Source organism: Paenibacillus sp. H1-7 (assembly GCF_022354825.1).
In the GTDB taxonomy this organism is placed as follows: domain Bacteria; phylum Bacillota; class Bacilli; order Paenibacillales; family NBRC-103111; genus Paenibacillus_S.
On sequence record NZ_CP031168.1, the window covers coordinates 5,985,216 to 6,005,314 of the forward strand.

General features: G+C 51.6%; 16 protein-coding genes. 3 read left to right on the forward strand and 13 right to left on the reverse strand.

The annotated features are described in order from the left end of the window. The first annotated feature begins 155 nt into the window (after positions 1–155). A complete protein-coding gene (gene splB / locus DVH26_RS26440; protein ID WP_239627204.1) occupies positions 156–1,217 on the forward strand; it encodes a spore photoproduct lyase in 1,062 nt (353 codons plus the stop codon). Here splB and DVH26_RS26445 read toward each other — a convergent pair. The 5 genes from DVH26_RS26445 to DVH26_RS26465 form a co-directional block, all read right to left on the reverse strand. Further along, on the reverse strand, positions 1,214–1,921 hold the full coding sequence (locus DVH26_RS26445) for a cytochrome c biogenesis CcdA family protein (protein ID WP_239627206.1): 708 nt from the start codon (positions 1,919–1,921) through the stop codon (positions 1,214–1,216). The genes splB and DVH26_RS26445 overlap by 4 nt on opposite strands. Before the next feature lie 39 nt (positions 1,922–1,960). Further along, positions 1,961–2,764, reverse strand: coding sequence for a metal ABC transporter permease (locus tag DVH26_RS26450; protein ID WP_239627208.1), 804 nt, complete (start codon positions 2,762–2,764; stop codon positions 1,961–1,963). A gap of 94 nt (positions 2,765–2,858) precedes the next feature. After that, positions 2,859–3,638 (reverse strand): metal ABC transporter ATP-binding protein, encoded by a 780-nt coding sequence (locus tag DVH26_RS26455; protein WP_239627210.1) that lies wholly within the window; start codon positions 3,636–3,638, stop codon positions 2,859–2,861. A 33-nt stretch (positions 3,639–3,671) separates the two neighbouring features. After that, the gene (locus DVH26_RS26460) at positions 3,672–4,634 is read right to left on the reverse strand and encodes a metal ABC transporter substrate-binding protein (RefSeq protein WP_239627213.1); all 963 of its coding nucleotides are present in this window, start codon (positions 4,632–4,634) and stop codon (positions 3,672–3,674) included. A gap of 129 nt (positions 4,635–4,763) precedes the next feature. Then, entirely contained in the window at positions 4,764–5,489 is a 726-nt protein-coding gene (locus DVH26_RS26465) for a P-loop NTPase family protein (protein ID WP_239627215.1), read from the reverse strand. 348 nt (positions 5,490–5,837) lie between these two features. Here DVH26_RS26465 and DVH26_RS26470 point away from each other — a divergent pair, with 348 nt between their 5' ends. Continuing rightward, positions 5,838–6,407: a DNA-binding response regulator gene (locus tag DVH26_RS26470; protein ID WP_239627218.1), complete on the forward strand. Its 570-nt coding sequence runs from the start codon at positions 5,838–5,840 to the stop codon at positions 6,405–6,407. Positions 6,408–7,050: 643 nt separating this feature from the next. Here DVH26_RS26470 and DVH26_RS26475 read toward each other — a convergent pair. The 8 genes from DVH26_RS26475 to DVH26_RS26510 form a co-directional block, all read right to left on the reverse strand. Next, positions 7,051–8,124: a Gfo/Idh/MocA family protein gene (locus tag DVH26_RS26475; protein ID WP_239627221.1), complete on the reverse strand. Its 1,074-nt coding sequence runs from the start codon at positions 8,122–8,124 to the stop codon at positions 7,051–7,053. 64 nt (positions 8,125–8,188) lie between these two features. Further along, on the reverse strand, positions 8,189–10,204 hold the full coding sequence (metG, locus tag DVH26_RS26480; RefSeq protein WP_239627223.1) for a methionine--tRNA ligase: 2,016 nt from the start codon (positions 10,202–10,204) through the stop codon (positions 8,189–8,191). A 364-nt stretch (positions 10,205–10,568) separates the two neighbouring features. Next, a complete protein-coding gene (yidD, locus tag DVH26_RS26485) occupies positions 10,569–10,817 on the reverse strand; it encodes a membrane protein insertion efficiency factor YidD (RefSeq protein WP_239627225.1) in 249 nt (82 codons plus the stop codon). Positions 10,818–11,080: 263 nt separating this feature from the next. Further along, positions 11,081–12,376: an ABC transporter substrate-binding protein gene (locus DVH26_RS26490; protein WP_239627228.1), complete on the reverse strand. Its 1,296-nt coding sequence runs from the start codon at positions 12,374–12,376 to the stop codon at positions 11,081–11,083. A gap of 186 nt (positions 12,377–12,562) precedes the next feature. Further along, positions 12,563–13,972, reverse strand: a complete 1,410-nt coding sequence (locus tag DVH26_RS26495; RefSeq protein ID WP_239627230.1) for a sulfatase family protein — start codon at positions 13,970–13,972, stop codon at positions 12,563–12,565. A gap of 19 nt (positions 13,973–13,991) precedes the next feature. Next, positions 13,992–15,650 carry a glycoside hydrolase domain-containing protein gene (locus DVH26_RS26500; protein WP_239627232.1) on the reverse strand — a complete coding sequence of 553 codons (1,659 nt, stop codon included), beginning with the start codon at positions 15,648–15,650 and terminating at the stop codon, positions 13,992–13,994. A 153-nt stretch (positions 15,651–15,803) separates the two neighbouring features. After that, positions 15,804–17,327: a sulfatase family protein gene (locus DVH26_RS26505; protein ID WP_239627235.1), complete on the reverse strand. Its 1,524-nt coding sequence runs from the start codon at positions 17,325–17,327 to the stop codon at positions 15,804–15,806. 258 nt (positions 17,328–17,585) lie between these two features. Then, positions 17,586–18,968, reverse strand: a complete 1,383-nt coding sequence (locus DVH26_RS26510; RefSeq protein ID WP_239627237.1) for a sulfatase family protein — start codon at positions 18,966–18,968, stop codon at positions 17,586–17,588. A gap of 175 nt (positions 18,969–19,143) precedes the next feature. Between DVH26_RS26510 and DVH26_RS26515 the strand changes: the two genes are divergently transcribed. Beyond that, positions 19,144–20,007 carry a helix-turn-helix domain-containing protein gene (locus tag DVH26_RS26515; protein WP_239627240.1) on the forward strand — a complete coding sequence of 288 codons (864 nt, stop codon included), beginning with the start codon at positions 19,144–19,146 and terminating at the stop codon, positions 20,005–20,007. Positions 20,008–20,099 lie beyond the last annotated feature (92 nt).

Sequence of the window (20,099 nt, forward strand, 5' to 3'; positions counted from 1 at the left end):
CTTGCAAGCTTCATTGCAATTCCCATGAGTGAGCTGAAGCGAACAGGATCAAACTATGGTCATAATAAGCGCCTTTTACTATAACACATGCCGCCTGCAGGAAGCAAGTCAAGTCACCAAAATGTGCTAATCCATCTGAAGGAGTGCTAGACACCATGTCGGTTGAAATGTTATCTCCGCCGGTTCGCCAGACGGATGTGTTCGTTCCCGAGCTTGTTTATTTCGAGCCGGACGCTCTGAATTATCCGAAAGGCCAACGAATTCTGGAATGGGCCAAGCAGCAAGGGCTTCCGATTCATATGACGACGTCGCATAACCGCATCACCAACCTGCCCGGGGAAAGCGACCTGGAGAAGTACCGCATCGCCAAACGAACGCTTGTCGTAGGTATCCGCAAAACATTGAAGTTCGATACGTCCAAGCCATCCGCCGAATATGCCATACCTATCGCAACAGGCTGTATGGCGCACTGTCACTACTGCTATTTGCAGACTACGCTCGGCGCCAAGCCGTACATTCGCATCTATGTGAATACGGACGATATTTTACAAGCGGCCAAACAATACATCGAAGAACGCGCGCCGGAAATTACCCGGTTCGAAGCGGCGTGTACCTCCGATCCCGTAGGCTTGGAGCATATAAGCGGCTCACTCAAAGAGCTGATTGAATTTATGGGCAAGGAACCGCTCGGCCGGTTGCGTTTTGTAACGAAGTTTCACCATGTGGAACCACTGTTGGACGCTAAACATAATAAACATACCCGATTTCGTTTTAGCGTGAATGCCGATTATGTCATCAAAAATTTCGAGCCTGCCACCTCCAGCTTCTACGAACGAATCACGGCCGCTGGCAAAGTGGCGAAAGCCGGCTATCCGTTAGGCTTCATCATCGCCCCCATCATCTGGCATGAAGGCTGGGAGGATGGATACCGCGTGCTGCTGGAAAAATTAAAAGAGGCGCTTCCCGAAGAAGCCACCTCTGATTTAACGTTCGAATTGATTCAGCACCGTTTTACTAAGACCGCCAAGAACGTGATCCAGCAGCGTTATCCCAAAACGAAGCTTGAGCTCGACGAAACGAAGCGCAAGTATAAATGGGGCCGCTGGGGTCAAGGCAAGTACGTCTATCCCGATGAACAGGCAACGGCGCTGCGCGAGTTCATAACCGAGCAAATTTTCGATAAGTTCCCAAATGCTAAGATCGATTATTTCACTTAAAACTTCAAGTAGTCGGGGGTAATCGAGTTCAGCCAAATGGTGATGCGGGTCATTTGATCCGTATACAGCAGGATAGCCATGACGATCATCAAGCCCCCGCCTATTTTCATAATTTTAGAGGAATAGCGCAAAATCCACTTCGTGGTTCCGATGAAAAACGCCAGAACGAAAAACGGAATCGCGAAGCCGAGCGAATACATGCTGATCAGCGGGAACCATGAATCCGGATTCGTAGCAGCCAATGCGAGAATCGCCGATAGAATCGGTCCGATACACGGACTCCAGCCCGCTGCAAACCCCATTCCTACCAGGATAGAGCCCAAATAGCCCGCAGGCTTAAACTTCCACTGCACCTTGCGTTCCTTCAAAAGCCATTGCGGCTGGAATATCCCCAGTAAGAACAGGCCCATGGCAAAAATGAGAATAGCGGCAATCTGACGCAGCAAATCTTTATAATCAATGAAAAGATTCGAAACGAGTCCGGCGCCCCAGCCCAGGCTGTAAAAAATAATCGAAAAGCCGATAATGAAACAAAGCGTGTGAGATACCGTCTTGGCGCGCACTCCGGTATTGGCGCCTTCCTTCAACTGACTGACGGATATCCCGGTTATGTACGATAAATATGAGGGATAGAGCGGCAGGCAGCAAGGTGAAATAAACGATGCAAACCCGGCCCATAGCGCTATCCATAAGTTCACTTCCATGTCTACGAGATGCCCCCTTCTTGCGAAATTCTCTTACACTTACAAACGGAATCCCCGTTTAACAAACATGCTGATAATCAGCAAGCCGATCAGCACCAGCACAATCGTAGCTCCCGGCGCCAAGCTCCATACTCCAGCGGCGATCAGTCCTCCCAGAACCGCGATTTCGGAGAACAATACCGCCCAGAACAACGAGTTCCGGAAGCTCTTGGCAACTAGCAGACTGCAAGCGACCGGAATGGTTAACAGGGAGGATACTAGCAGCGCCCCTACGATTTTGATCGCCACGCTGATGACGAGCGCCGTAAGCATTGTAATCATGATATTGTAGAAACGTAACGGCAGCCCGCTCACACCGGCCGCATCCTCATCGAAAAACATCAGAAACAGCTCTTTGTAATTAAACAAAATGACGCCGACCACAAGGACCGTGACTCCCAGAACGACCCATACGTCCGTTGTATCAAGTGTATAGATGCTTCCGAAAAAATAGCTCATCACATTAATATTGAAGCCTTTGCCCAGCGTAAACAGCAGCGTCGCCAAGGCCACCCCGCCAGACATAATGATGGCTATCGACAGCTCGGCGTAGGTCTTATATGCTTTTCGCAGGCGTTCTATCGCAAACGAAGCCAATATCGCGAATAAAAGGCCGACGCCTATAGGATATACGTTGATCAAAAATCCGAGGGCGATACCGGCTATCGACACGTGGGCTAATGTATCGCCGATCATCGATAGTCTGCGCAGCACAAGAAATACCCCCATCATGGGAGCGGCTAGACCGATCAGCAAGCCTCCCAGCAGCGCTCTTTGAAAAAAATACTCCGAAAAAATATCCACCTGATTCTCTCCTAGCTTCAGCTCCGCAGCTTTCCTGCAAGCTGATCCTGTTTCCCGATCCTATTTCCTGAATGATACGCTGCGTTTTTTTGAATTAGGATAGTACCTCTATCTGCTCCCGCAGCTGCTGCATCGTATGGGTTAAGTTCGTTTCCTTGCAATTTTCCGGTTCATGCGTATGCTTCACGTAAAAGGAGAGCGTCCCGCTCTTCTGAACCGGCTCCGTCCCGATATATGATTGTACCATATCCATATCGTGGGATACCATTATAAATGTAATGTGGTGATGCTGGTGCATATGCCGGATCATCCGGAAAAAGCCGGCCTGCGTCTCGGCGTCGATCCCTACCGTTGGCTCGTCCAATATGAGCAGCTCCGGGTTGTTAATTAGCGCCCGCGCCAAAAATACGCGCTGCTGCTGTCCGCCCGACAGCTGGCCTATCCGGCGGTCGGCCAAATCCTCGATGCGCATGACGTACAGCGCGTCCTCGCATTTTTGCTGGTCGGCCTTCGTCAGCCGGCGGAACATGCTCTTTTTCCCGTACAGTCCCGACAGCACAACCTCGCGAACCGTCGCCGGAAACAGCGGGTTGAACGCGTTCTTTTGCGGCACGTAGCCGATTCTATCCCAATCGCGGAACGTGGAGATAGGCTGTCCGAACAGCCGGATTTCCCCTTGGGTCGGCTTCAAAAGCCCGACGATCATTTTCAGCAGCGTTGTTTTGCCCGCCCCGTTCGATCCGATCAGGCCGACAAAATCCCTCTCAAGCACATTGAAATTGAGATGTTCAATGACTTTTTTATTTTCGTAGAAAAAAAAGACGTCATCAATCGAGACAATGCTCTGATGACATCCTGCATTCACTTGTTCCATAGCTGCAAGCTCCTTTTTTCGCAGGTCTTACTTCTATTGTAATGCTTTTATTAAATTATTCAAATTCGACTCCATCACAGACAGGTAATCGGCACCGGATTTCGTCTGCTCTTCCGTTAAGCCTTCCAGTGGGTTCAGCACTATGGTCTCTACTTTGGCGTCCTTGGCCAACGTTTTCGCCAGGCGGTCGGATACGAGCTCTTCGAAAAAGATATATTTCACATTGTTGTTCCGGATAAAATCGTTAATCTCCTTCAAATCCTTGGACGTCGGCTCCGAATCCGGCGACAAGCCCATGATGGCTTTCTGGGTCAGCCCATACTCTTTGGTCAAATAGCCGAACGATTGGTGCGTAACGACGATTTCTTTCTTCGGCAGCTTGGACAGCGACTCTTTATATTTGTTGTGCAGCTGATCCAGCTGGCCCGCCAGTTTGGCGTAGTTGGCTTCATAATCCGCTTGGTGCGCAGCGTCGGTTTTCACGAGCTGATCTTTAATATTGCGCGCAATCACCTTCGCGTTGACGGGGCTTAACCAGACGTGCGGGTCAAACTCCGCTTCATTATGATCATGAGCGTCTTTGCTCTCTTTTGCATGGTCGTGACCTTCCTCAGTGGATGCGATGAGCTCCACGCCTTTGCTTCCTTCTACTATAGCTACTGTCGAGTCTTTCGGAAGACTATCGAGCGTATCGTGAACCCAGCCTTCGAACCCGGCGCCCAAGTAGACGAACATTTGCGACTTGGACAAGTTCTGCATATCGCGGCTCTTTGGCGACCAGTCGTGGGGCTCTACCCCGGTCGGCACGAGATTGATAACGTTGACGTGGTCTCCGCCTATCTTTTTCGTAAAATCATATAGAGGATAGAAGCTTGCAACGACATTGATTTTCCCGTTGACCAGCGTAGCTTGCGACTTTCCGCACCCTGAAAGGGCGACTGCGGCTATCAATGCCAGCAGCATCGGAACAACAAGCATTTTTTTGCGAAACAGCATGAAACGTTCCCCCTGAAATGTAAATCGTAAAGTTTTTTATTAGCCGATTTCGATTATACGTCCGCACCGGGCTTGTGTCAATAGTTAATAATATTTACGATTAACGAGGTTTAGAGGCTGGGGGCGGAATTACAAGTAAATGATTTCATCCGCCCAATTTTTCACTTGTTGGTCGTTATGTACGGGAATAATAATGATAGAGTTGTGACTTCTAAGAAGTTCAATATACCTTCTGTTATAATCTCCAATAATGTAATTCAACCAATCTTTATTGGGCATCATCAACGGGGCAGCATATACTTTCTTTCCATAGGCAAAACCGATGGCCATGGAGGCTCTCCATATTTCATTGCCCTGATACGCTAATGGTCTATGGACCCGGCCGTTTCTCTCATCATGCTCATAGACGCCGGTTAATTCAAACATTGCCGCAACATCTTCATAGCTATACCTGTTATTACTAAATAAAATTCCTTGTTGGATCTGCTCCGCTACTGTTTTTATTCCGAAAAGTTTTCTGGTGAATTTATTCCGGTAACGTTTTATTGATTGAAAAGGGTGTTCTGAAACTCCCTCCCCTATGTAACAAGCTATTTTTCGGAATAAAAGGGAATTGGCTTTTTCGCCGTTTACATACACCGAATCGTAACAGCGTTCATTTTCCTCGGATCTTCCAGTCAGAAAATAGGATAAAGCCCAGCCGCCATTCCAACCCTTTCCTACAAGGGCATAAATTTTGCCGCTCTCAAAATGAGATGAAAAGTTATTGATTTCATCCAGCATTGTCCAATATTTGAATAATGAGCACTCGACCCTGCAATTTAGCTGGTTGATATTGATTTCCAATGATGACATGATGCGAATACTCCCTCTTTCCTATATAAGTGCTACTAGGGTTGTTCTGCATCATATAGTAAAGCACCTTCTCCACAGCAAACAATTCAGGCTTATTTTGTTTATCTTGACTCGAATCCACATGACAAGTTACAATTTGTAAAAAACAAACCATTGCGTCGTGAAGCACACGCCGCCATTTCATTCAGCCTTTGCTGATGGATGGCGGCTTTATTTATTTCCAAGGGGTGGAATAGGGATGGGCTTCGAGTTATCCTATGAGAATTTCATTGAGTATCACAGGCAACTTCGCCGCGGTGAACGGCTGCGCCGATTCGCAGATGGACATGGCTATGCGGAAAATTTTTTTTGGAGCAGGTTTGGTGGCCTGCTTTCGGTCATTTCAATCATCTGCACCCCGAATATGAGGTGAATGATTTTCGAGACGGATTCCGCTATTTGGATTTTGCTTATATCCAATCCTCGATTCGGGAAATTGAGATTGACGGGTTCGGTCCGCATCTGCAAAGAATAAGCAGAACTCAATTTTCCGATCAATGGATTCGGCAAAACCATTTGGTCATCGACGGATGGAAAATTTTGCGGTTTTCATTTGATGATGTAAAGGAACGTCCGCGAATGTGTGAACAACTCCTTCAGCAGTTTATGGGGAGATGGCTGGGAGGGGTTTCGTTCAATCCTATACTCAGTGGTCTAACTCCTGAGGAAAAAGAAATACTTCGATTGGCGATTCGAACGAATCGCAGCTTGGTACCTAATGACGTCCGCTTATTGCTCGACGTAGCACCTGAAAAAGCTCGGAAGCTGCTTCACACTTTGCTTACTAAAGGGTTGCTCGTCTCCGGCGGGAGTGAAAAAGAACGCATTCGATGCTATCGATTGGCTCAAGGTATCGCTTCGGATTGGGCAGGGCTGTAGGAGAGCAGCTGTAAGTCGGCTTTTCCGACTTACAGCTCATTCTTACGCCGCTTGCTGCCTCTGTTGGCTCTGTAACGCGATTTTTCCGCGTTACAGCTGCTCTCGGCCTGCGGCGGGCCTGCTGTAAGTCGGCTTTTCCGACTTACAGCTCTCTCTTGCGCCGCTTGCTGCCGCTGTTGCGCTCTGTAACGCGGTTTTTCCGCGTTACAGCTGCTCTCGGCCTGCGGCGTACCCTCTGTAAGTCGGCTTTTCCGACTTACAGCTCCCTCTTGCGCCGCTTGCTGCCGCTGTTGCGCTCTGTAACGCGGTTTTTCCGCGTTACAGCTGCTCTCGGCCTGCGGCGGGCCTGCTGTAAGTCGGCTTTTCCGACTTACTGCTCATTCTTGCGCCGCCTGCTGCCGTTGTTGCAGCCTGTAACGCGATTTTTCCGCGTTACAGCTGCCCTCGGCCTGCGGCGGATCCTCTGTAAGTCGGCTTTTCCGAATTACAGCTCTCTCTTGCGCCGCTTGCTGCCGCTGTTGCGCTCTGTAACGCGGTTTTTCCGCGTTACAGCTGCCCTCGGCCTGCAGTGCGTGCAACAAAAAAACACCCGCCCTCCCGACCATCAAGGTCGGGAGAACAGGTGCTCTATGCAAAACAACGACTACTCTACGCGCACCGCTTGCAATTGCGCTTTCACGCAAAGCTCGCCCGCCTTGAAGGCATGCTCTTGCGTCATCGCAATTTCCGTACGGTTGATGCAGTCAAGGATCAGCTGGCCGAAGAACGGAAAGCCTACTTCGCCTCTCAACGAGAAATGCTTCTCGCCTTCTTTGTTGACGAGGTACAGATGGTCGCCCTTCGGATCGCGGGCGATATCGATGTACTTACGAATCTCGATGTACCCTTCGGTACCGAGAATCGTCGTCCGTCCGTCGCCCCAAGTGCCTAGACCAGCCGGGGTCAGCCAGTCAACGCGGAAATAGTTCGTCGCGCCATTGTCGGCAACGAGCGTTGCATCGCCGAAATCTTCAAGCTCCGGATAGTCCTTGCTGTTGTAGTTGGCAATTTTACTGTGCAGCACCGTTGCGTCTTTGGCTCCGGTGTAGTACAAGAACTGCTCGATTTGGTGGCTGCCGATGTCGCACAAAATGCCGCCGTAATTTTCATGCTTGAAGAACCAGTCCGGTCTCGAAGGTGCGTTCAGACGGTGAGGTCCGAAGCCGATAACCTGAACGACACGGCCGATAGCTCCCTGCTCGATTAACTGGCCGGCGAATACAGCGCTCTCTACATGCAGACGCTCGCTGTAGTAAACCATGTATTTCTTGCCGGTTTCTTTTACTTTAGCGCGAGCTTGTTCGATCTGCTCCAACGTTGTGAAAGGCGTCTTGTCCGTGAAGTAATCTTTGCCATGATCCATAGCGCGAAGTCCCAAGGCACAACGCTCGGAAGGAACGGCAGCTCCAGCGATCAGCTTGATCGTCGGATCGTTCAAAATTTCTTCTTCGGAGGAAGCCGCTCTTGCTTGCGGGTACTTTTTAATGAATGCTTCCACTTTGGCAGGGTCCCGATCGTACACAGCGACCAAGTCCGCACCTGCTTCGATCAAGCCGTTACACATACCGTAAATGTGGCCGTGGTCCAGAGCAATCGCGGCAAAAGCAAATTCGCCTTTCTCCACTACCTTGTTCGGTTTGCCCTGCGGTGCGTAGTTCATTCCATCATTGTTTTGCATAGATCAAAGCCTCCTGGTAAAAGAGTCATAAAATTTCATTATGAATTGTTAACGTGAACAATCCTCATTTTACCACAGATCCGTTAGGAAGTGCATCAGAAATTGTAGCTAAAGTCAATTGATCTCCGTGCGATGCCGCGAGGATCATTCCTTGGGACATTTCGCCGCGCAGCTTCACCGGCTTCAAGTTCGTTACGCAAATCACTTTGCGGCCAACCAATTGCTCCGGCGTGTAAAATTTCGCGATGCCGGAAACAACCTGACGGCGCTCTGTACCAAGATCGAGCTGCAGCTTGAGCAGCTTGTCGGCGCCTTTTACCGGCTCAGCGGCAAGCACTTCCGCTACACGCAGGTCGACCTTGAAGAAGTCGTCGATGGAAATTTCCTGCACGCCCTCGACAGCTTCCTCTTGCTTCGCCCCCTCGGCGCCTTTTTTGCCGGCTTCAGCCTTAACCGCCTTCGGAGCTTCCGCTTCAGGCTCAGCAGAAGCAGCTGTTCCGCCCATAGCTTCCGCAATATAGGCGACTTCCTTCTCGACCTCGAGCCGCGGGAACATCACTTCGCCCTTCTCTACGCGCGTTCCGCTTGGCAGCGCTCCGAACACATGAATCGAATCCCATGCAGTGAGCGGTCCTTCCTGGATCCCGAGCTGCTGCCACATTTTGTGCGGCGTTTGGGTCATGAAAGGCTGAAGCATAACAGAGGCGATGCGTAGAGATTCCGCCAGACTATACAGCACGGAGCCGAGCGTCGGACGTTTGCCTTCGTCTTTGACCAGCGCCCACGGCTGCGTCTCGTCGATATATTTGTTCGTCCGGCTGACCATTTGCCAGATCGCGCCGAGCGCAACGGAGAACTCCATGTTTTCCATCGCTTCCTCTACCTTACGAACCGTCGTTTCCACAGTCTCAAGCAATGCGGCGTCGAATTCCGTCGCCCCTTGAATATATTCCGGGATGGTACCGCCGAAATATTTGTCAATCATGACGACAGTACGGCTGAGCAGGTTGCCCAGGTCATTCGCCAAGTCGAAATTGATCCGCTCCACGAAGCTTTCCGGGGTGAATGTGCCGTCCGAGCCGAAAGGAACTTCACGCAGCAGGTAATAACGGAGCGCGTCTAAGCCGTAGCGGTCGATCAAAGTGACCGGATCTACAACGTTTCCTTTGGACTTCGACATTTTACCGTCCTTCATCAGCAGCCAACCGTGCCCGAATACCTTCTTAGGAAGCGGCAAATCCAGCGCCATCAGCATAATCGGCCAGTAAATCGTATGGAAACGGATAATTTCCTTACCTACCAGATGAACATCCGCCGGCCAATACGTCCGGAATTTGCTATCATTCTCGCTGCCGTAACCGAGCGCCGTAATGTAGTTGGACAGTGCGTCGATCCATACATAAATGACATGCTTCGGATCGTTAGGCACTTTGACGCCCCAATCGAACGTAGTCCGCGATACGGCCAAATCTTCTAGACCCGGCTTGATGAAATTGTTGATCATCTCGTTTTTGCGCGATTCCGGCTGGATGAAGTCTGGATTGTCTTCATAATATTTCAGCAAACGGTCCGCATATTTGCTCATCCGGAAGAAATAGCTCTCTTCCTTGATCAGCTCGACGGGACGCCCGCAGTCCGGACAGTGGCCGTCCACCAGCTTGTTTTCGGGGAAAAACGATTCGCACGGCGTACAATACCAGCCCTCGTATGTGCCCAAATAAATGTCGTCCTGCTCGATCAGACGGGCGAAAATTTTCTCCACGGACAGCGTATGCCGAGGCTCGGTCGTCCGAATGAAGTCGTCGTACGAAATGTCCAGCTTGTTCCACAGCTCCTTGATGCCCGCAACGATGTTATCGACGAATTGCTGAGGCGTCACGCCTTTTTCCTGCGCCTTGCGCTCGATTTTTTGCCCGTGCTCGTCCGTACCGGTCAAGTACATCACGTTGTAGCCGCGAAGCCGTTTGTAACGGGACATTGCATCCCCCGCCACCGTCGTGTAAGCATGGCCGATATGCAGCTTGTCGCTCGGATAATAAATCGGCGTGGTAATGTAAAACGATTTTTGTTGATTCGTCATTTTCCATCTCTCTCCTTCATCATCGAATGAATGCAAAAAAGCCCCGTCCAACTTGGGACGAGAGCTTGAACTCACGCGGTACCACCCAACTTCCCCCGCTTCATGTCACGCACGAAGCAAGGCTCAGCAGTCTATAGCGACTTTCCGTTAACGCCGGAACAGCGACGACGGCTCATCTGCATGCAGTTGCACTTCACTCTGCAGCGCTCGCCATCGTATACCTCCAGGACCATATTCCTCCGCTTGGATTAACCGGTTCTCAGCTTCTCCGGCTCTCTGTGTAATCCGCTGCAAAGTACTCATCCGTTCATCGGTCGCAATGCTATAAGGTTAAAGAAAATATATCGAATTCAACCAGCCTCTGTCAAGTTGGTCCGTGCTCCGTGGTGCTTTTGTCGGCTGCAGGAGGAACGTAATCGATGCCCCCGGGATGAAACGGATGGCACTTGCATACCCTCTTGACCGTCAGCCAGCTGCCCTTGAGCGGACCGTGGATTTCCAAGGCGTCGAGCGCATATTGGGAGCAGGTGGGATAAAACCGGCACGTCGGCGGCTTCAACGGTGAAATAAACTTGCGATAAAACGTAACGCCGCCCATCAGCACTCGTTTCATATTAAATCCCCCTCCGCTCATCGACATCACGGATGCAGCCCCGAACATCCTGTCTCATAATGATGCCTGAACGTTATGCGGGAGTCAAGCAGCAGCCGCAACGGCACTAGACAGTCTTCGCTCAACTTACTCGAACACAGCTGTCCATGGCTAAAAGCTTCCTGCGCCTTACCATTCCCGGTCTCCGTCCTGTTGTGCGTCTGCACTCTCAACTGCTGTCTACTCCAACACTGTAAACTGACGCAGCATTTTGCAACCTTCGATTACTTTTTCATCGGGGCTACATCCTTGACGGCGCCTTCCTGCGCCTCGCGCAATGCGGTAACGGCGTCTTTTTCGCCTGCTGCGATGGCATTAAAAGCCGTGTTCATTCGTTTTGCGATGACATCGTCAAACTTGGTTACGAAGGAAGGCATCGCCCGCTCTTTCGGGAAAAAAGCTTGGACATTCTTGCCCTTGAAGTTCCGACCGCTGGCCGGATCGGCTGCTTGCCCGAACGCCTGAATCACATCCGAGCTTCGTACGATCGGCAGCGTCCCCGCCTTCGAAATTTTCATCTGATAGGAGTCCGACGTCAGCGCGGCCAATATTTCGAATGCCTGATCTTTATGCTTACTCGTGCTCGATAAGTTCATATAGGTAGCGTAATCCTGCGTACCGATTCCCGGAGCCTCCTTGAAGGTCGGCATCGTGACCATGTCCCAGCTGTCGAAATCCCAGCGGCCGATCTGGTAAGCCATCATCGCGACCGTTTTTTCCTTGCCGAACATATCCGTGTTCGCCTTCGCATTGCCCGGAATTTGCGCGAACCTCGTGAAATTTTCCATAAACAGCTTAAACTTGTCGTCGGCGATCTGCACGTTCTGCGTCTTCGGATTATAGTAAGAAAGCGAGAGCTGGTTCGTGTTGTACATAAACGGATATCGAGTCGCAAACCCGTAATATTGGGTTCCACTATCCTCGCGCGTCAGCTTTTTGGCCAGCTCGTAAGTTTCATCCCACGTCATGCCGTCCTTCGGATAGGGCACGCCGAATTTATCGAATATGTCTTTATTGTAAAACAGTGCGGTAGGAGCGCTCGCCACCGGGAAGCCGTAGATACCCCCGCCGAACTGCCTTTGAAATTCAATCGCGTTCGGAACGAGACGGCTAATATCGTAATTGTGCTTCTTGATCAGCTCGCTCATATCGTACAGCAAATTCGTTTCCGCCAGCAGCGGATAAGAGAATACGGAGTTGACGATCAGATCGACATCTTGTCCGGAGACGATCAGCTCGTTCGGCGTCGTTCCTTTTCCGGTGGCAATGAATTTGATCGTTACATGAGGAAATTTCTCCTTAATTTCTTTGCCCATATCGCTTTCCATAAAAGCTTCCGCCGTAGCCGTCGAATTCGATGCGTTATAGACGACAATCTCTACGGGCTCTTTGCTGTCTTTTTTCGGTGCAGCTTCGGGAGAAGGCGGGCTCGACGCCCCGTTGCAAGCGGTTACAAAAATAACCATCGCTGCTCCCATCCCGAACACTGCATTCCGTTTTGCCACATTATTTCTATTCATATGTACTACCCCCAATAATTTAGTTTTTCTATATGTTTAATTGGATATATTCAAACATAGCAGCAGACCTATTACCCTGAAGCTGACGAACGACAGCAGCACCCGCCAGCTCCATTGCAATACGCTATGATTTCGGAAAGTTAAGCGCCGAGCACATTCCTATTTCCTAATGGCTAATTGACTCCGCTATTCTAGTACAAAAGGATCCTCCAGCTTCTCGAGCCAGCCCTTCAATTGCTGCTCCAGCTGCACGGCCGGTCCTTCTAAAGGACACGCTTCGAACCGAACCGGATGCTGCTGATACGGATCCTGCTCATTATCGTACAGCAACCGCTGCAGGGCTGCGTCTCCGAAGCTTCGCTTGGCTACATACGTGTAACGTTCCGTCCGGACCCCTCTCCATCCGAAAGCGTTAACGTTTAAGCCCTGCTCCGCTGCTTTCCGATGTTCCTCCAAACCGCCCGGATAGTGGCAGATGAAAGCCGATTCCGGCCTGCTGTCTCCCTTGCCGAGGAGCACGGAGGATAAATCCGTTCCCTGTACCCGATCCGGAACCGGGATATCCATTAATCCAAGAAGCGTTGGCACCAGATCCGAGCTGTTTAGAAGACAGTTGTCCGCTCCCGGCTGAATTTTGCCCGGGTACCGAAGCAGGAACGGCACGCCGATCGATTCCTCGTACCATATGTTTTTGTGCTCGAGCCAGCCATGAGACCCCATCATGTCGCCATGATCGGACGTCAGCACGACGATCGTATCGTCGGCCAAGCCTTCGTCCTCCAGCGTCTGCAGCAGTCTTGCGAACTGGTCGTCCGTCGCCGTCACCGCGGCAAAATAATTGCGCAGATGCTGCTCCGCCTGAGCCGTACCCTCTCCCTGTACATTGGGACGGAAGGTGACTTGCCGGTCCGCATACATTTCCTTGTAATTGTCAGGCACTTGCTCGAACGGCTGGTGAGGAGGGTTCCAGGACACATACAGGCAGAACGGCTGCTCTTGGTTGCGGTTTTTGATGAAATCGATCGCTACGTCCGTCTCATGCTTCGTCGACCACTCGCCGGGCTCGATCATCTGCGGCGTATCACGCCAGTAATGCGGAGCCATATGACGGTCGTAGGCGTTGTACGAGTACCAGAAATCGAAACCGAAACGGCGCGGCCCCGGTGGTATGTAAGCATCCCAATGCCGTGCTCCCGATGCCGGTTCCGGGTCGGAGCACTGCTCCGGCAGGTCGAGATGCCATTTCCCGATATAGCCGGTCTGGTATCCTTCTTCCTTTAAGATATTGCCTATCGTCCGTTCATCGTCATTCATTTTTACGTCCAAGCCTAATTTGCAATTCGACGTTACCCCTGTCGACAGCGGGTACCGTCCGGTCAGCATGACGGAGCGGTTAGGAGAGCAGAGCGGAAAACAGCTGATAGCATTGTTCACAACCAGACTCTCCTGCGCGAACCGGTCGATGACAGGCGTCATCACCTCATCCTCATTACGGAACCCAACCGCCTGCTTTCTCCATTGATCCGGGAACACAAACAGTAAATTGGGCTTGTTCATCTTACTCGTACTTGTATTCGTATTCGTTGTAGCACTCATGGTATCGTCTCCAAGCTGTTTATTGAACTGCGGCTACGTGCTGCGTAATCGCACGGTTGATTTGCTCTCTTTTTTCCAGCAGCCATTCCATAGACCGCGGGTATTCACTGAATGTAATCGGTTGATCCAAGCCCTCTTCGAGCATAGCTACAACCTGATCCCGGCCGATAAAGCTCTCGAGCAGCTGAAGCGCCCGCAAATCCTGAAGCGCTTCGTAAAATACTTCCATCCGTATCGATTCGATAGGACCGTCCTCACCCGGATACACAAGGAATGCGTCTCCCGACGGGAACGAATGGTCCGCATCCGTAATCTGAAACGGATTGATCGGCCTTTTGGAATATTGCGAAAACCAGAAATTATAGCCCCAATGCAAAAATCCTTCGGCATCGAACTTATACAGCTGCATTCCGATAATCCGGTTGCGGGCGGAAGGCATATTGAAAAAACGGTTTGAAACTAAATTGCGCTGCGAAACGCAGTAATACGTCCATAACGGCTTGACACCGTTTTCAATAAACGGCTCGATATGATTGTTCGCCGGTATGGGCAGCTGCACGAGCCCTTGCTCATAAAATGCGTAGTCCGACAAGGCATCGATAATCGGGAACGATCCGAGATGCTTCTTCGTAAATTCGCTGATACTGCGGTACTGCTCCATATCCTGAATTCGAGGCTCATCGGAGTTGTGGAAGTAGCTCCGCTCCGTCAGATCGTTATCTTTAATAAACACGAGGAGCTCCTGAATAAATTGCGTCAAGAAGCTGCGGTATTCCTCGCTGTTGGCATCCGTCTCCCAGCCGAACAGCTTTCGGTATTCGCCGTTTTCGAAAGCCATAATTTTGGGTGCATGCTTAGCCCCCCATTGCGTGAACAGATGAGAGAATTCAAAGTATTGAATACCCCGCTCCGTGCACAAATCGACCCAGCGCTTCAGCTTATCGAAGCCGAACTTGTAAGAAGATCCCGTCTTCTCGACATCTACGAGCTGAACGGTCGGCCTCTCGGCACCGATAGCCGTATCAAGCGGCGGAGTGAACACCGGCGTCAGAATCATGTTTATTCCGTGACGAGCCGCCGTATCGACGAATTGATCGATGAGCTCCCAATGCCGTTTGGAGAAGACTTCAACGCCGTAATGGACAGCCAGACAGTCCACGTGAAACCATTCCGTATGCTTCAGCTTTTGATCCGGGAGCAAAGCGGGCAACACTTCTAGCTCCAGTCGTTCGGAGCTGAGCACTCCACCATCGGCATTTAGGAAATCGATAGCGATCTCATACGCCCCCGGCGCCACTTGCTCGTTCAACGCTACCGTTACCCACAGCGATCGCCACTGACCCGGAAACAGGACCAGCCCTTCCGTACCGTCCAACGGAAATAGCGGATCGGGATACAGCCCGGGCGTCGTGCGCAGCACATGGTGATCCGCATCGTGCATCCAAGGCATCTCCGACGGAACAAGCTCAACCGTTCTAAGCGAAATGATCTCCTTCAGCTCGGAACGCACCTGAACCTGTACCGATTTCAGCAGCATCGAGGAGCGGTACGCCACCTGAAAAGAATACGTTTCATTGCCGAATGCGCTTGCACTTGTGAACGAAGGCTGCAGCAGCTCCTCATCGGCAAATACTTTGGACAATGAGCTTAACGTTCTGGTTTTCAATACAAGAGACATAGAACCTTACCCTCCTATGACATCCATGGACGCCGGAGCTTGCTTGCGCAGCTGCCGGACGCCTGTTGTCAGATTAATGAAATGGACTTTCTTTGTCTATATGCTATATTTAGCGGCATATGCGATATTTGCTGTTATGCCGGAAATCCGTTGTCAGGCATGGGAAACTCTCGGCATCGGCATCGGCTCCTTGCCAAGCTCGGCCCAAATGTATTTCAGCATGAGCTCCATTTTCAATTCGTGATACCGCTCGTCATGCCACAGATTTCTTACTTCCCCGGGGTCCTCCTCAAGGTCGAACAGCTCTCCGTACGTCTGGTTGTAATACACCGTCAATTTATACCGCCGATCTACATACGTCTTCTGATGGATGGTTCTCGGCTCGTGGCGGAATTCACAGATGACATGGTCTCGCGATTCGGCGGACTTACCCGTCCAAACTTCGGACTGATCCACTCCCGTCATGGCAGGAGACACCGGTTGGCCGGCAAACGATAAAAACGTAGGTGCGAGATCCACCAAAGACTGCATCGCATCGGATACTTCGCCGGCAGGCACGTGCCCCGGGTATTTGACGAGGAACGGCACCTTGATCAAATCCTCGTAATGGAAGCCGCCCTTGGCTTGCAGACCGTGATGGCCGAAGAAATGGCCGTGATCGGTAGTAAAAATAACGATCGTGTTGTCGCTTAATCCAAGCTCATCGAGGCGATCCAATATGGAGCCGATGTATTTATCCATGAAGCTGATCATCCCGTAATAGACAGCCACCGCCTTCTTGTGCTGCTCCTTGGTCATTTTGACATGGGAGTGGTAGCCATGGATACCGAAGCCCGTTTCCTTATAAGCGGAAAAGTCAGGCTCGCGCTGCTGCGTCAAGCCGAAGTGCGGCGGATTGTACTCGTGCTCACCCGGCGTCATGCGCGGGATCGTCAACTGCTCCGGATCATACATGCTCGCCCACGGCTCGGGAACGAGATAAGGCGGGTGCGGATCGGGAAAGCTCGCCCACAGGAAGAAGGCGTCGTCCTTGTCCTTGTACTCGCCGAGCAGCTCGTTCGTCCTCTCGGCAATCCACGTATTGTAGTGGTACTCTTCCGGAATCGGCCAATGAAACATCGCTTCCGGATCCATCGTGCCTATCGGAGGCGTGAAATAATCGCGCCAGTTCGCACAGCCCCGCTCCTCCATCCACAATGCGTAGTGCTGGCCGACAAGCCACTCGTTCGTATGGTTGCGGACCATCTCCGCCCGCTCAAACCCATAGTACGGTCCCGTAAACTGCCTCCAGAAGTCAAAATCGTGCAGCTTCTCCCTGCCCTCCAGCGACGAATACTGCTCCGTCGAACCGATCGGCTGAAAATGGGCTTTGCCGATCAGCGCCGTCCGGTATCCGGCATCCATCAGCAGGGCGCCTACCGTCTGGCGATCCTCCAGCAGCTTCGTTCCCAATGTCCAGGCGCCGTGCTGGCTCGGGTACATGCCGGTCACGATGGACGCCCGGGTCGGCGTGCAGGTAGGATTCGGGCAGTAGGCTCTGCTGAACATGGTCCCCTCATTTACCATTCGGTTGAGGTTCGGAGTTTGCAATTCCGGGTTGAAGGCTCCGATTGTATTCCAATGCTGCTGATCGCTCGTTATTAACAGGATGTTGGGGCGATTGTTCGTACTGCTCATGCTGCCTCCTCGTTTCCTTTTTGATAGTTTGTAGTTCCTACTACCACTATATCGGGTATGATCCGTATTCTACAATGACGAATTGTCATCTTTTATTTTGCATTTTGTAAGGTATACAGCAAAAGACAATTACATTGTGCCTAATGGAATAAAGAAAGGCTTGCATGAAAACAAGCCTCCATAACTCTTAACCGAGTCTTCTGGAGGCTTGTTCCGAAGGTCCAGCCTACTTACGCTCCGCGCGGCATTAGAACCTTATTACATATAGGCTTGCTTCCCTTTCCCGCGGGTACCTGCCAGCGTTAGCTGGCCTCCCCCTTGTACCGGCTCGCGTACACCGTCCAGCTCGGGATTGACATAGCGGACGAACCAGGCGTCGAGCTCCGCTTTCAGTTGCGCGCGGCGCTCCGCAGTAACGCCTTCTTCGCTTTCGAGCAGATTGTGCCGTTCCTCCGGATCGTTCACCAAATCATACAGCTCATGCGGGCCGTAAGGGTACCGGTGGATGTATTTCCAGTGCTTGCTGCGTATCATGCGGACGGGACCGTATTCGTCGAAGACGAAGACATGCTCTCGTCCCTCAAACGGCTCCCCGCGAAGTAAGGGAGCAAAGCTGCTGCCAGGCAGATCGATGGCAGGTTCACAGCCGACCCCGAGATAGTCAAGCAGCGTCGGCATGAAATCGTACCCGCTTACCATAGCGGGGCAAACCTCTCCTGCGGGAATCGTGCCCGGCTGGCTGAAAATAGCGGGAACCTTCACCGACGTATCGTACATATTTTGCGGGAACGTGCCGTTGCCTTTGCCCCAGAAGCCGTGATGGCCGCAGTTGAAGCCGTTATCGCCCATGAATACGATCAGCGTATTCTCGCGCATCCCTTTTTGCTCCAGCTTGTCGATCAATCGGCCGATTTGCATATCCATCGCCGTCACGGCGGCATAGTAGCCCTTCAAATTTTCCCGCCAATCGCTGCCCCACGGCGCATCGGGAATCGTCCATGGGTGCGGTTGTTCCTGCGGGCAGGACTCGAAAGCGCAATCGTCATACAGCGCTACGATCTCCTCAGGATGGTTCCCGATCCACGGGCTGTGCGGTGCAGTATAATGAACGCTTAAATAAAACGGCTGTTCACCGGTCTGCCGGTCCAAAAATTGCAGCGCATCGTCCGTTATCACTTCCGTCAAATAGCCCGGTTCCTGCACAGGCTGCCCGTCGCGAATCATCGGTGCATTGTAGTACGGGCTTCCTCCCGATTGATGGACATACCAATGGGTAAAGCCCATCTGCGGCGTCATGCTGTCACCGAGATGCCATTTGCCGCTAAGCCCGCAGGTGTAGCCGTTGGCGGCCAAAACTTCGGTATAGGCGGTTTGCCCCGCCAAATAGGCAATGGCGTCGCTGCCCATGTTGCCTTCGCGAATCCAGTCGTGCACGCCGTGCTGCGACGGGATGCGTCCCGTCAGAAGCGAGGCTCTGGCGGGAGAACAAACGGGGGACGTACAAAAAAAGTTATCGAAACGGATGCCGGTCGCAGCCAGCCGGTCTATATGGGGTGTTCGGATTTCGCTGTTGCCTGCGCAGCCCATCGCCCAGGCTCCCTGATCGTCGGAAAGAATGAATAAAACGTTGGTAGGCTTCATCGTGTAAGGGTCCCTTCCTTTTTTGCATAGGGTATGTTGTCTAGCACCACTATAGCGCTATACCCGGGCATGGACAATGACAATATGTCCGATCCGCTTTGCATTTTGTAAGGTTGCTTATATACTAAGCTTATACCGGAAGTATGAATCTCTTAAAAAACGGAGCAACGAGCCCATGCAGGAATATACACAGGAGTTTGCCGAAAATTTATACTTTACCCCCGACGAGACCGATCTGTCGCTGGGACTCTGGCTGATGCGGACGGGACGCAATATCGCCAAGCCGAATTACAATGCAGGCCCTAGAACGCTCGGACATTACAGCATGCATTTTATAAGGGCGGGCTCCGTCCTGTTTCAATACGACGATCAGACGATCCGGCTGGAGAAAGGCGATGTGTTCTGCCTCTTCCCCCATCTTTCCTATCATTACCGTCCCGCCGATTTCGCCGTCCCGCTGGAAATGACCTGGGTCGGCTTCGCAGGCTCGCAGGCGGCAGGGCTGCTGTCCCTAGTCGGCATTCATCCCGGCGTCCCTTATGCTACTAGCGTTCTGTCGACGGAAGTGGAATTGACGCTGCAGCATTTTTGGTCGGCTGGAGCGCTCCGCACCGGCAAGCCCCGGCTGAAGTTCCTCAGTCTGCTGTATCAGCTGTTCGATCAGCTGGACCCGCGCAAAGACAATCACGCGCCGCAGCGGGACACGCAGAAGGAATGGATCCGCAAGAGTCTTGACTACATGAACACCCATTATTCCGAAAATATCGATGTCAACCATATTGCCAAGCTCGTAGGGATTCATCGGACGTATTTTTCCAAAGTATTCACCGAGCATCTGGGCATAACGCCGCTGAAATATTTGCTGAAGCTCAAGATGAATAAAGCGATGCAGCTGCTGAAGGAAACGCCGCTTACCGTGACGGAAATCGCCCTGAGCTTGAGCTATTCGGACACGGCTTCCTTCTCCCGCTCCTTCAGCCTCTACTTTGGGAATCCTCCGACCCATTATCGGAAGCAGACTTCACCTTCCAAGAAGTGATGACTGGTGACACAGCGATACCGTACCTTCAGGGACTTTTCCTATATGGTGAAAAAAAGACGGCAAGCGCTCCTGAGCGCTTACCGTTGTGT